Below are 13,675 nucleotides of genomic sequence, written 5' to 3' on the forward strand. Positions count from 1 at the left end.
AATTAGCCTTGGACCACTGCTTTTGGGGGCAACGCTGCTTAAACCTAAAGTGCCGAATGAGTTCTTGGAAAAATTTGGTTTAAAGGGCTCTTTTTTACAGGGGCTATCTTTTGGAATTATAGCCACCTTACCCATGTTCTTGGGCTATGCCCTTGTTTTTACCTTCAACCGCAAAATAGATCCGAACACGCTATTAATAAATAGTGTGTCATCGGGTTTTTTTGAAGAAGTGATTTTTCGGGCCTATTTTTTTGGTTTAGTTTATCGCTATACCCGACTAGGTTTTATTCCATCCATTTTAGCCACCTCATTCCTTTTTGCTATACTGCATCTTTATCAGAGTCAGGATTTGGGAGAATTGGCCCTGATTTTTTGTACGACTTTCTTCGGCTCTATCCTATTTTCGTGGTTGTATGCCGAATGGAGTTTTAATCTTTGGATACCGATAGCACTTCATGTTTTGATGAATTTGGCATGGATGATCTTTGATGTTGCAGACAATGCTGCAGGAAATGGATGGAGCAATTTTTTCCGCTTCTTGACCATCTTTATCGCTATCATTAGTACAATTGTTCATGTACGGAAGTCAGAGGCCGGTTTACAAATTAAAGGGAAAAATTTATGGCTAAAAGATTAAAAATTCCGCGGGGTTTTAACGAGCCTTTGTGGCTATAGATATCCTATTCAAAGGATCTAGTCCAAATTTGGAATGAGCTTTAGATTTTACTTCGCTAAAACTGTGAACCTTTGGATAATCGTATTTGCTCTCGGAGAACCCCTGAAAACCAGTATTTTTTTTTGGCATGGGAATCGCTACCTTGACCTTTATGAATAGACAACTATTTTCACCCCTATCTTTATTCCTTGGAGCGACATTATTCATGGGAATCTTGAGCTGTGGTCACAATACGAGGGTTAATAATACAGATTTAAAGGATTCTTCTGAACTTAAAACCATTGCCGTGAAGGATACGATGGATGCTGCTAAATTTCCTCCTTTGCCGATTGACTATGACAGGACAAAGGTTTTAAAAAACATCTATGTTGTTGATCGTGCTGGAGTCGAACTTAGACAAGGTGCAGATGGAGCGGCTCCGCTATTAGGAAAATATCCCTATGGCACCAAGCTCGATGTGATCGGTGAAGAAGGAGAATGGGTTGCTGTCATGGACCGTATACAGCGCGATTACAAAGGGAGAAATGGCGAAACAGGTGATATTACGCGATGGGAAAAGGTGTATGTAGCGAAGTCCAAGCTGGGGAAACAGGATCAGATTACAATTTCCCCCAGGGATTTAAATTCAATCGTCTCACTTACGATAAATGGTAAAGAAACGTATTATGAAAAGGGGCATTCTTTAGATAAGTATCTCCAGTTAGAGTTGATTGATAAGCAAACGTTCCTAGCCGCTCAGAATACGGCTAAAAATTACTTGATCAAGGATACCCTGTCTTATCCTAAAAACGGAAAAACCCTAGAATTGCCTTTGACCAATGGAAAAAAGTTAATTTTTACAGATAAGGATATCGATAATGAATTGGAAGCCAGTTATTCGTATAAAGGACATTATGATTTTCTAAATGCTTTTGCTGTTGATGGGAATTACTGGGAAAGTGCTGATGTGCGGCTTTTTGATAAACAAGACGGTCATCTTATTGTGGAATGTGGAGATTATCCCTTCTTTTCTGCCGATAAAAATTATCTGATGACTTTACACGCTGATCCCTATGAATCGACGGGTGACTTGCAGCTCTTCCACGTGAAACAAGGAAAGGTGACGCCGATGCTTTTTGTTAGTTTTAAAGAGTGGATGCCAACTTGGAAAGAGGAATTGATGTTTTGGGGCAAAGATGGATGCATATATACTGCTGCCAACCATATTGATGGCTATTGGGGCGATGAAGGATCGTTGAACGAACGATCACAGTTTATCCGAATAAGGATATTACCTTATTAAAGATCTATATAATTAAAGACCGGCATAAACTGTACTTTTATTCATTTGCTGTAGGCGTATATATTTACTATTTTTCTGTTTTAAGTAAAACTATTCTGGCATGCACCTGTTGTATTCCATAAAATAGATTATAGTTTGTAATTTAGCTGGATGAAACTAAGAATATTATCGTTATTTACTATCCTTTTTCTCTTTACTACGTTGTCTAAAGCACAAGATAAGCCCTGGAAACAACATAATAAATGGATCTGGGGTCCTTCAGTAGGGTATCAGTATCAAAGTGGTAATTTTCTGAAAGTTTCGGGCTGGGGATTATTTGCCCCGAATGATTTTCAATATATGAAAATTGATGCCGGAGCTAATTTCAGCTGGATGGAAGGTAAAACGACGGTTATTCCAGAGCTGGGATTTACTTACTATCTAAATGATTTTGTTCTTTTCCCTTTTGTGAAAGCAGAGTTAACACCTTACACTATAACGCCAAAAGTGGGGGCCAGTCTATTCTCCATTGTGGATCTGGGAATAGGTTATGGATTTGATTACAATACGAAGAAAAATTTTAAGCCGATTGACGGAATTACCGTTTCAGTAGGGGTAAATATTCCGCTCAATTTTCATATTTATTAATTGAAAAATGCGCAGTAAGACGATTTGTAAACTCCTGGGGTCACTTGTTGTGTTGTTAGCGCTGGTTAGCAATCTAAAAGCGCAAGATTATTTAATCGGCCCTTCACTGAGTTATCAGTTCCAAAAAGGCAGTATATTAAAAACCGGCGCTTATTTCGCATTTCCTTTTAGTGGAGATCATATACTGCGAGCAGATGCTACAGCTAACTTTACATGGACACAAAAAAAGTTTGCCGTAATCCCTGAGGCCGGAATAACGTATTATCCCCAAACGTATGTCTTGACTCCTTTTGTTCGTACAGAACTTACTCCATATACCATTACCCCCAAAGTTGGAGTGAGCTTGGCTACATTGGTGGATCTTGATTTTGGTTATGGATTTTCCATCAATGAAAAAAAAGATTATAATCCGATAAAGGGTTTTGCGGTGTCGCTCCGATTTAGTATTCCGCTAAATTATCGGATCAATATGTAGCTTAGTTTCGCGCCTAGTCTTAGCTTGGTTATGTCTGCCAAACGCTAAATTTGACGGGCCATTTTTTTGTGCTAGCCTATTTCTCTTGTAAAGCAATTACCCTATCTTACTTTTTGGGAACGGCAAGACTAATTGTCAAGCCATTTTTTGAAGGCTGAGACTTTCTCCCTGGAGACAATGAGCTCTTCGGATTTATAATGCTTGAGGTATATTTTTAGCCGGGCATTGGAATGTACAGCAATATTTTTGATGGCATCAAATTGAATAATCGTGCTTCGATTGATCCTAAAAAATGCTTTGGGTGACAGTTGCGGTGTTAGTGCATCCAATGTCTGATCCAAAAGATAGTTTCCATTTTCGTTGGTATAAAGGTAAGTGCCTTTGTTTTCGCTGTAAATGCATTCAACTTGCTGGCTTGTCACAACTTTTAGACTTTGGCCGATTTTGATTGTAAAGCGTTCCTTAAATGTTGGGGCAGGGTTTCTAAACAACGCTTGAAGCGATGCCAGATCGAACTGGGGATTGGGGCGTCTAAATTGGCGGAATTTTTCAATTGCATTTTCCAATTCTTCATCTTCAATTGGCTTCAGCAGGTAATCGATGCTATTTTGTTTAAAAGCACGCAACATATATTCATCGTATGCGGTGGTAAAAATAATGGCCGAACTGGGTTTCACCTGCTCCAGGATGTCAAATGAAATCCCATCCGCGAGCTGAATATCCAACAATAGTAGATCAGGTTCGGTATTTGACGTGAACCACTCAATGGATTCTTCCACAGTCTGCAGTACAGCAGCTACCGTGTGACCGAGGGCCTCCAGTTTTCTTTGGAGTAATCTCGCTGATGGGAGTTCGTCTTCTATAATTACTATTTTCATTACTTTTTTACGTGCTTATCGATCATCAGACCGTTGTATTGCTTAATTTGTTGAATCGTTGTGCCCTTGCTATTGTTTTTGCTGTGCTTAGCTCCCGCATGTTTATTAAGAGCAGGTTACTTTTAAGAGACTATTTCATGGATAATAGGCAGTCCGACAGAAAATAATAGATCACTTTCTTGAATATACACAGGTAGATTGGACAGTATAGCATAACGTTCCTGAATATTTTTCAAACCGATTCCCGAATGATCATGGAGCACTTTCTTTTTTTGAAGATTGTTTTCAACATAGAGGTAATTATTTTTTCTATAAATCTTCAATAAAAGCGGCTTCCTGATCGAAATAATATTGTGTTTGATTGCATTTTCGATCAGTAATTGAAGGGAAAGCGGTAATATAAAACCAGTATGCTGTTCCGCATTGATCTGTAGATCGATCTGTATACCGGTTTCGAAGCGCAGACTCAAGAGGTTTAAATAAGCCTTTGAAAAAGTAAGCTCTTCCTGTAAAGAAACGATGCTTTTGTCCCTTTGTTCCAATACATAGCGATATATCTTAGAAAGGTCTGTCGTAAACATGCTGGCTTTTTTAGGGCTTTCCTCAATTAATCCATTCAATACATTCAGGCTGTTGAACAAAAAATGTGGGTCGAGTTGATTCTTGAGCGACTCAAATTGTGCTGCTATTTGTTGTTTTTCCTGATGAGATTCTTTGATTTGGTAATCTTTGAATCTTTTATAGAAATAGAAACCAAAAAAAATCATTGAAATGCACCAAGATATCATCGCGGTTTGAAAATAATATGCAACACGTTGTTGATGAATAAATTGGTGGAAACGCTGAGCGAAATTTTTGGGAACACCAGGGTTAAAAAGTCCGGAGAAAAAAGCATTGACAATAAAAACGACCAGTACGGTCAAGAAAAAACTGATACTGTAAAAAACAATCATCTTCTTCCCAAAATCTTTACTGTTCGGGTACTTTTTTCCGACCCATTTTGATAGATAGCTGTGACCCAGAAAGAGAAAAAATCCATATAGTAAACCTCGGACCATATTAGGGTGAAAGATGATGGATACCCAAGGGACATCATTATGGTCAAGCTTGGCCACAACCACAAAATAGATGGTCACGACCAGGCTTGCGAGTAGTGCTTGTATAATCGCTTTAAATGGTGCTTTTTTCACAACGTGTTATTTGCATTCCTTTACGAGTTGTTCTGCCCGATCTTTGCCCCATGAAGGTGCAAATGGCGTAGTAATCTTCTCTTCACCGAATAAAGATAGTGCTTTCTTTACATCCTCACATTCTTTGTTGGTATCCTGGTTAAAATATTTTTTTGCGTTTATTTGGAATTCCGCTAGTCCCAATACAGCCCGGGGGTTGTTTGGCGCAAGGGAGATGGCTTTTTTATATAGAGCTATAATCTTAGGCGAAAGCTCTTTGGCTTTTGTCATGGGATCTGTGATCATCAATGCTGTTTGGTTCATCGCTTTCAGTACAAGCCATTCTGAATTGTTGTCCTGGGCGCTATTGTTTAGTATTTCTTCTGCAGACTGTATATATTTTGCCTGTGTCTCTTTATTTTTCTCCCTAAAGGATGCTGTTGTCAGTACCATGGCCTGATAATAGGTAGGAATCCAATTGTCCTTTTCTGCCTGTGCAATACGTTCTAAAAGAGCGGCCGCTTTTTGTGTCTCTCCCGATTGCCATAGACTCATGGCTTGTCCCATACTTTTTTCAAAATTGCCTTGTGCAAACGCGCTGCCGCTTATAAGGCAGATGAGGACGATAATAAATGATTTCATGATCTTTCGTTTTTAGTTTAAATATTTTTCTAAGTTATTGCTGTTGTGTTTGATGTATATGTTATTGATTGTTATTGAAGTTGGCAATCCTTCGCTGCAAACAGAAATAATTTTGGATGGACCGACGGATTTCGATGATGAGTTGATGCTTATTATAGATTGTCCAATTGATTGTCTTTTTCATTTTTACTGATTGTCCAGAAATAGCCTAGAAACACAAAGCGCTTGGCGGTAGGGACAATCGGTCTACGGTCATAGATTCCTTGTGAATTTGGTCGGTCTGCATATTGATAGCCATAGATTGGGCTAGCGCCAAGAACATTACTGACGGAGAAATGGATAATTTTTTGCTGGCTATAAAGGAACGACCAACTCATAGAAAGATTGTTGTAACCTTTTGTATGGCTATTCATAAATACTGTTTGATTGGGATCATTGTAATTTCTGCCGGATACAAACGAATTTGTCACACTGAGCTGTGAACGTAGACTGGGTAGCCAGTATTTTCCAACGATATAGAAACTGTGTTTGTAGACATAAGGGGGAGTAACTGTTGTCGGATAATTCGCGTCATTTCGCTTACTGTCCGTATAAGAATATGAAATCCAGTATTGGAGGTTTTTGATGCTGCTGTTGTTTTTGTAAAATAGGTCAAAGCCTTTGACCTTACCGCTTCCGTTATTGTCATATTGGGTGTCGTAATTTGGCGTCGCACTGTTGTATTTTACCAAATTGTTGTATTCTTTATGATAAGCTTCTAAGCGAAGTAAGTGCCCTCCACGGGCATAGAAATAATTTGCGATATAGTGATTGGCTTCCATCCAGCCAAGCTGAGGGGCATATTTTAATAGAGGTGTTGGTGCCTGCTGATGGAAGTTCCCATAGGCAAGTGAGAGCTGCGTATATTTATTTAATGCGTAGCCCAGCGAAGCTCTTGGTTCTAAAGTGTTCTTCGACTGCAAATTGGAGGAGGTTTCTCGTAAGCCGATTTTCCCGATTAAGTTCGGGAGGATGCCGAAGGTCGTTTCCGTAAATACGGCGGTCATCTTGCTATGATACCCGTAGTGATAACCAATGGTTTGTCGGTGATATTCTTCTTGATAATTGGTGTCGAAATATTCTATTCCGCCAATACTTTTAATCTTATTGTTCCAGACCTTACTTAGCATTCCTTTTAAGTGAAGACTTTTTTCTTCATTAGGTAGGTAAACGTCATCGTAGTGCAGCTTATCGGTCAGGTAGCCTAGGCCAATGCCGGACTGGAAAGTCCATCGGTTTCCCAGATTCTGACTGTAACTAATGTTGGCGTAGGCATTGTTGGATTTCTTTTTCAATGGGACAGGTTGCTCATAATTGATGTCTGCTTGGTAAAGTCCCATATTTTCGAAATTGTATGCCCCATAGATATTTAGAAAGCCTTCTTTAAACTGATGGCGATAGATCATTTCTCCGGAGGCGTTTTCATAGGGTTTTGTCCATTTGATATCTGGCGTAATAATTTTGGAATAAGGTTTTAAGTTGGTATAACTGCTGTTGAAGGTGAGGGAGTTTTTGCCCCATTGTAAGGTATGTCCCAAACCTAGTCCAACGGAAGATAGTGAAAACTCTGTTTTGCGTTGTTCTATGGTATTTTCGGTGTTTAGGGCTAGAATGCTGGATAGCGCATTACCAAATTCTGCCGAATAACCACCTGTAGAGAAATTTACGCCTTTAAAGAGCATGGGTGAAAATCGACCCCTTACAGGAACTTCATTTGGTGTTGCGGTGTAAGGTTGGGCTACTCTGATTCCATTGATGTAGGTCTGTGTTTCGGAGGCATCTCCACCGTGAACCATAAGACGTCCATTTTCTCCCCCAACCTGTGCACCGGGCAATGTTGCTAATGCGCTGATGATGTTTCCCATGCTGCCTGCCGTAGTGACAATATCCAATGCACTCATTACCGTGTTTTTTCCGGAGCTATTGGCTTGTAGCACCCCTGCCTGAATCGTGACTTCCTGTAGGCGATTCTCACTTTCTTGCATTTGAATAATAAGCAATTCTTTCTGAGGAAGCTGGATAGACTTACTATATGTTGGGAGGCCCACAACAGACGCTTTCAGCATTTTAGTACCTTGTTCACTAGTTTCAAACATAAAGTTTCCAAGCGAATCAGTCGTGCCGCCATCATAGGTGCCTTCAATAAAAACATTGGCTAAATATATCGGTTTGCCGTTTTTGCCCTGTACTTTCCCTTTTAAGATAGACTGTGCCGATACGATGGTAATACTTAAAAATAGTAAGGTTAATAACAGCTTCATTTTTCTTTATTTTTATTCAAATATCAGCGGCTGTAAGTGCTTCTGCGAAAAAGAGTGGATGGAATGTCAAAATATCATGACGAATTGCAGGATTCCAACTTTATGCTGTAAATTGATATCGAAAAGCAAAATTTCCTTCCTAAATAAGTTCCGCAATGGAAAGATGGGAACGTACTATATTGCTTTTATATGCGATGAAGTTATAGGGATATAAAAGCCTTTTACTTTCGTTGGATATTGAAAATGAGAGTTTAAAATTAAGTCAAAAAAATGCGAATAACCATTTTAGATGACTATCAAGATGCTGTCCGACAGTTGGACTGTTTCAAAATTCTTGATGGTCACGATGTCCAAATATTGAAACAGTCCTATGCAGATCCGGCTTTACTGGCGGAAAAATTAAGCGATACGGAAGCGCTAGTGCTCATTAGAGAACGGACCCAGATTACAGAAGAACTGTTGTCCCAGCTTCCCAAGCTAAAGTTGATCAGCCAAACGGGCAAAATTTCAAATCATTTGGATTTGGCTGTTTGTAGCCGCTTTCATGTGGCTGTTGCAGAAAGCATGGGTTCTCCTGTTGCTCCAGCTGAATTGACCTGGCTTTTGATCATGAATGCACTCCGAGGTTTACCTAAGGCTCTTTCAGATATGGACAAAGGCCTATGGCAAACGAACATAGGAGAATGTGTCTCCGGAAAAACAATCGGGATATGGAGTTATGGAAAAATAGGGAAGCGAATAGCGCAATATGCAAAGGCTTTTGGTGCCCAAGTAATTGTTTGGGGAAGCGAAAATTCCCGAGAAGAAGCTGTAAAAGACGGTTTTTTAGCTGCAACAAGTAAATCCGATTTTTTTCATTTTTCAGATGTTGTTACTTTACACCTTCGGTTAGTGCCTGCGACGCGAGGTATCGTAAAGCTCGAAGATCTCCGGTCTATGAAGCCGACTGCACTTTTTGTCAATACTTCCCGTGCAGAGTTGGTTGAAGAGGGTGCACTATTGACCGCACTCGAAACAGGTGTTCCGGGAATGGCTGCGGTAGATGTCTATGAGTCCGAGCCAATCTTTGATCCTAACTATCCTTTATTGCAGCTACCAAATGTGCTCTGTACGCCACATATTGGCTATGTGGAGAAGAATGGTTATGAACGATTATTTAGACTTGCTTTTGAGAATATTGTAGCCTTTTCCGAGGGTAATCCACAGCATATCGCTAACCCCGAAGTATTGACCCACTAATTAAATGAATCGGCTATATATAGATGAATAATTTTACACATTTAGAACAACCAACAGGTCGAGTTATTGTGGTCGGCGGTAAGGAATATCTTTTTTTCGGTGGAACTTCCTATCTAGGGCTGGCAACAGATCAAGCATATGCTGCTATTTTCATAGAAGGTATACAGCGATATGGTATTAACAATGGCAGTTCACGAAATAATAATGTGCAACAGGCCATATTTGATCAAGCGGAAGAATATGCTGCAATGCGTTTTGGTTTTGAAGCAAGTCTGTTGCTCTCAAGTGGATATCTGGCGACGCAATTTCTTGTAAGAACCTTGGCGGCTGAAGGCGAAGTATTGTACGCACCCGCATGTCACCCTTCTTTATGGTTAGATAAAAAGCCTGCAGCAACTGGACATTTTGATGACTGGGCCAATGCAACGATCGAGTATATCAATCATTCAGCCCAAAAATCATTTATCATCGTTAGTAACAGCTTGGACAATATGCGCCCGGAATTATACGATTTCACTGTTTTCAATCGTATTGATTCGGGCAAAAAAATTATACTGCTCTTGGATGATTCTCACGGAATAGGAGTTTTGCGCAAGAATGGCATTTCATTAGATAAGAGTAGTTTTCAACAGGTTAATATTGAGCTGATTGTCGTCGCATCCTTGGCGAAAGGCCTGGCAACAGATGCTGGATTGATTTTGGCCGATGAGGAACGAATTAAGTATTTCAAGCGATCAAACTTTTATACAGGGGCTTCTCCAAGTTCGCCAGCGAGCTTATATGCATTTATCCATGGAGAGCAGATCTATTTACGGCAATTCGAAAAGTTGCAGTATAATATTAATTCCTTCAAAGCACATATGGGGTCTGAATTAAACGCTGTTGCTAATTTTCCGGTGTTTTCATCAACGGATACGGGCCTTTATGCGAGGCTGATGAATGCGGGAGTACTGGTGTCAAGTTTTCCTTATCCCCTTGCTACAGATCCCCTATTAAATCGGATTGTGGTAAATGCACACCATACCAAGGCGGATTTGGATCAGCTAAGTCATGCAATTGGCATATATTGATTTTTATATGACAACTAATAAGTCAACATCTTGTAAATTAGATAATTGTTTTTATTTTTGAGGTTTATTTAAGGGTTGGTCGAACGTAATGTCTCGTTAATTGATTGTAAATGTTTGGCTTTTGGAAGCTTATTTATCAAAAAAGTATTTAAATAATTTCCATTACTCATTTTAAAACAATACTTTTGCATCCCCAAACATTAGTTGGCTTAAGGGTTGAAAAATAAATAATTACAGTAAAATAGATATGACTAAAGCAGAAATTATTGCAGAAATCTCTACCAAAACTGGCTTAGAGAAGGTAGATGTTCAAGAAACCGTAGAGGCGTTCTTTAAAGTTGTCAAAAACGCAATGATCGGAGGAGAAAATGTATATGTAAGAGGTTTTGGTAGCTTCGTAGTCAAAAAAAGAGCTGAGAAGACTGCAAGAAACATTTCAAAAAATACAGCAATCATTATCCCAGAACACTTTGTTCCTAGTTTCAAGCCAGCAAAAATTTTCGTAGAGAAAGTAAAGAATGGCAATAAATAATCTTTAAAATAGATTAAAATGGCAAAAACCAAACAGATAATAGTCATAGGATCAGTAGTAGCCTTGGTTGCTGTGCTTTTAGCGCAGCCTATTAAAGGTTTGGTGAACAAAGAAAAACAAACTGCTGCAGCATCTGAGTCGAAGCCGTCCAATGAAGTAAATTTGGAAAATATATCTTCGATGACAAAACAAGGTTTAGATGCTAGTTTAGTCAAAGAAATTTCCGATATTGAGGGCCAAGTTGCAAAAGCTTCTGGAGAGGATAAGATAAAGCTGTTGCAACAGTTGGCAAATAAGTGGGATGATGTCGCAAAACCAGCCCCTCAGGCTTTCATCTATGAGGAAATGGCGAAGGTTTCACCGAAGTTTGAGTATTGGTTGAAAGCAGGTAATGCTTATCGTGCCGCTTATACAAATTTGCAGGATTCTACTTTAGCTCAAGCGTTGAATCAAAATGCTATTCATGCATATGAGGCTGCGTTAAAAGCGAATACAAGTAGTTTAGATGCAAAAACAGGATTGGGTGCCGCAATGGTATCGGGAACGAACAACCCTATGGCAGGTATTGCCTTGTTGCGAGAAGTCGTTGCTGCCGATCCTAAAAACTTAGAAGCAAACAAAACTTTGGGATTGTTTTCATTACAATCCCGTCAGTTTGACAAAGCCATCGAGCGTTTTAAGACCGTTATCGATCAAAAACCCGATGCTGAGTCATACTTTTACTTAGCCACAGGCTATGAAAATATTGGGATGAAAAAGGAAGCCGTTACAGCTTTTCAAAAAAGTAAGGAACTGGCAGCCGATCCTTCCCTATCACAATTCATCGATCGAAAGATTGCCGAATTGAGCAAGTAATTAATTTATTATTTATAATCATTAAAAAATTTAGCTATGCCAAGCGGAAAAAAAAGAAAAAGACACAAGATGGCTACTCACAAACGTAAAAAACGTTTAAGAAAAAATAGACACAAGAAAAAATAGTCTTGTGATAAGCTTTTAAACATCTTGGCCCATTTTGCTGAGATAGCTTTACGAAACGATCTACATGTCTGTGAAGGGGATGTAGATTGTTTTTTTCGTAACAACGTTCTTTAAATGTTTAATCGGATACCCAAGATTGCGATAGGATATTGCATAGGTATCAAAAATGAGTAGCTTTTGGTAAAGGAATTAATTATCGATTCAACTCCTGATAAAGGGGTAACTATTGCTTTACTACAAGATAAGCAGCTTGTTGAACTTAACCGCGAGCCCGCAAACAATAACTTCGCTGTTGGAGATATCTATCTCGGACGTATCAAGCGAATTATGCCTGGGCTTAATGCAGCTTTCGTAGATGTAGGCTACGAAAAGGATGCTTTTCTACACTATTTAGATTTGGGTCCTCAAGTTCAATCTTTGCTAAAGCTTACGCGTATAGTGAAGAATGGCAGTTATCAAGAGAAACTGCTCAATAGTTTAAAACTTGAAAAGGATATCGATAAAGCTGGTAAGATCTCTGATGTCTTGAGCAAAAATATGCTCGTGCCAGTACAAATCGCCAAAGAACCCATTTCAACAAAAGGACCGCGTCTGAGTTCAGACCTTTCAATAGCAGGTCGTTTTGTCGTTTTGGTACCTTTCTCAAGTACTGTTTCCATTTCCAAGCGTATCAAAGGTAGTAATGAACGCAACCGCCTAAAAAAGATTGTCGAAGGGATTAAGCCAGCTAATTTTGGTGTTATCATTCGTACAGTTTCCGAAGGTAAGGGTGTTGAAGAACTACAACGTGACTTATTGGACCTGATCTCAAAATGGGAACTATTTACCAAACGTCTTCGTAATGCTGAACCGCCTCAAAAGGTTCTTGGCGAAATGGATCGTGCATCCACTATTCTACGGGATATTTTGACAGACGAGTTTTCACATATTTATGTTAATGATCCTTCGATCTTCGAAGAAACAAAATCATATATACACGATATATCTCCAGATTTGGAGAAAATTGTCAAACTTTATAAACATAAAGAGCCAATTTTTGATCATTTCGGAGTTGAAAAGCAAATCAAGGCAGCTTTTGGCAAAACGGTAACATTGCCTGGTGGTGCGTATCTCGTTATTGAGCATACCGAAGCCCTGCATGTCATTGATGTCAACAGTGGTAACCGTTCTGCGAATAAGGAGAATCAGGAAGACAATGCATTGCTGGTCAATATGGAAGCAGCAAAAGAAATTGCGCGACAGCTGCGTTTGCGTGATATGGGCGGAATTGTAGTCATCGATTTTATCGATATGCATAAACCCAATCATCGAAAAGAGTTGTATACGTTCTTAAAAGAATGTATGGTAGCGGATAGAGCGAGACATACGATTTTGCCTCCAAGTAAATTTGGATTGGTTCAAATTACACGTCAGCGCGTTAGACCTGAAATGAATATTGTCACAAACGAAAAATGTCCGGCTTGTGATGGTACAGGTGAAATCCGATCAAGTATTGTCCTTATGGATGATATAGAAAATAATTTGAGCTTTATTCTTCAAGAACAGAACGAAAAGAAGGTGACCTTATGTGTTCACCCTTATATAGACGCCTACATTAAGTCTGGTTTGATTTCTAAAAGAATGAAATGGTTCATGAAGTACGGAAAATGGATTAAAGTAAATCCAATGACGTCATATTATCTAACTGAATTCCATTTCTTCAATGCGAAGGATGAAGAAATTAAGTTATAATAGAAAGAGATTAACGAAAAGGGTTAGTAGTGATACTAACCCTTTTTTGTTTTTATAGCATTTAAATTCCTAT

At 39.1% G+C, this 13,675-nt stretch carries 13 protein-coding genes; 9 read left to right on the forward strand and 4 right to left on the reverse strand.

Translation table 11 applies throughout. The features are described from left to right. The first annotated feature begins 22 nt into the window (after nt 1-22). From B3P16_RS24130 to B3P16_RS24145, 4 genes are all read left to right on the forward strand, one after another. Nucleotides 23-637, forward strand: a complete 615-nt coding sequence (locus B3P16_RS24130) for a CPBP family intramembrane glutamic endopeptidase (RefSeq protein WP_286844866.1) — start codon at nt 23-25, stop codon at nt 635-637. Between the two features lie 190 nt (nt 638-827). Continuing rightward, nucleotides 828-1,958 carry a hypothetical protein gene (locus tag B3P16_RS24135; protein WP_286844868.1) on the forward strand — a complete coding sequence of 377 codons (1,131 nt, stop codon included), beginning with the start codon at nt 828-830 and terminating at the stop codon, nt 1,956-1,958. A 150-nt stretch (nt 1,959-2,108) separates the two neighbouring features. After that, on the forward strand, nt 2,109-2,585 hold the full coding sequence (locus B3P16_RS24140) for a hypothetical protein (protein ID WP_112375143.1): 477 nt from the start codon (nt 2,109-2,111) through the stop codon (nt 2,583-2,585). A gap of 7 nt (nt 2,586-2,592) precedes the next feature. Beyond that, nucleotides 2,593-3,060: a hypothetical protein gene (locus B3P16_RS24145; RefSeq protein WP_286844873.1), complete on the forward strand. Its 468-nt coding sequence runs from the start codon at nt 2,593-2,595 to the stop codon at nt 3,058-3,060. Between the two features lie 128 nt (nt 3,061-3,188). Here B3P16_RS24145 and B3P16_RS24150 read toward each other — a convergent pair whose 3' ends face one another. The 4 genes from B3P16_RS24150 to B3P16_RS24165 form a co-directional block, all read right to left on the reverse strand. Then, nucleotides 3,189-3,938, reverse strand: a complete 750-nt coding sequence (locus B3P16_RS24150; RefSeq protein ID WP_286844874.1) for a LytR/AlgR family response regulator transcription factor — start codon at nt 3,936-3,938, stop codon at nt 3,189-3,191. A 122-nt stretch (nt 3,939-4,060) separates the two neighbouring features. Then, on the reverse strand, nt 4,061-5,128 hold the full coding sequence (locus B3P16_RS24155) for a sensor histidine kinase (RefSeq protein ID WP_286844876.1): 1,068 nt from the start codon (nt 5,126-5,128) through the stop codon (nt 4,061-4,063). A 6-nt stretch (nt 5,129-5,134) separates the two neighbouring features. Continuing rightward, nucleotides 5,135-5,749, reverse strand: a complete 615-nt coding sequence (locus tag B3P16_RS24160; RefSeq protein ID WP_286844877.1) for a tetratricopeptide repeat protein — start codon at nt 5,747-5,749, stop codon at nt 5,135-5,137. Nucleotides 5,750-5,901: 152 nt separating this feature from the next. Beyond that, nucleotides 5,902-8,049, reverse strand: coding sequence for a TonB-dependent receptor (locus B3P16_RS24165; RefSeq protein ID WP_286844879.1), 2,148 nt, complete (start codon nt 8,047-8,049; stop codon nt 5,902-5,904). 270 nt (nt 8,050-8,319) lie between these two features. On the opposite strand from B3P16_RS24165, the gene B3P16_RS24170 reads away from it, so the two are divergent. The 5 genes from B3P16_RS24170 to B3P16_RS24190 all read left to right on the forward strand — a co-directional run bounded on the left by B3P16_RS24170 (nt 8,320) and on the right by B3P16_RS24190 (nt 13,602). Next, on the forward strand, nt 8,320-9,288 hold the full coding sequence (locus tag B3P16_RS24170; RefSeq protein ID WP_286768101.1) for a D-2-hydroxyacid dehydrogenase family protein: 969 nt from the start codon (nt 8,320-8,322) through the stop codon (nt 9,286-9,288). 23 nt (nt 9,289-9,311) lie between these two features. Continuing rightward, a complete protein-coding gene (locus B3P16_RS24175; protein WP_286844881.1) occupies nt 9,312-10,358 on the forward strand; it encodes an 8-amino-7-oxononanoate synthase in 1,047 nt (348 codons plus the stop codon). 247 nt (nt 10,359-10,605) lie between these two features. Next, entirely contained in the window at nt 10,606-10,890 is a 285-nt protein-coding gene (locus B3P16_RS24180; RefSeq protein ID WP_046673299.1) for an HU family DNA-binding protein, read from the forward strand. Between the two features lie 18 nt (nt 10,891-10,908). Further along, a complete protein-coding gene (locus tag B3P16_RS24185; protein WP_070562796.1) occupies nt 10,909-11,745 on the forward strand; it encodes a tetratricopeptide repeat protein in 837 nt (278 codons plus the stop codon). A 303-nt stretch (nt 11,746-12,048) separates the two neighbouring features. Beyond that, the gene (locus B3P16_RS24190; protein WP_046673301.1) at nt 12,049-13,602 is read left to right on the forward strand and encodes an Rne/Rng family ribonuclease; all 1,554 of its coding nucleotides are present in this window, start codon (nt 12,049-12,051) and stop codon (nt 13,600-13,602) included. Nucleotides 13,603-13,675: the final 73 nt, after the last annotated feature.

The organism is Sphingobacterium sp. UBA7631, assembly GCF_002483935.1.
Classification (GTDB): Bacteria; Bacteroidota; Bacteroidia; order Sphingobacteriales; family Sphingobacteriaceae; genus Sphingobacterium; species Sphingobacterium multivorum.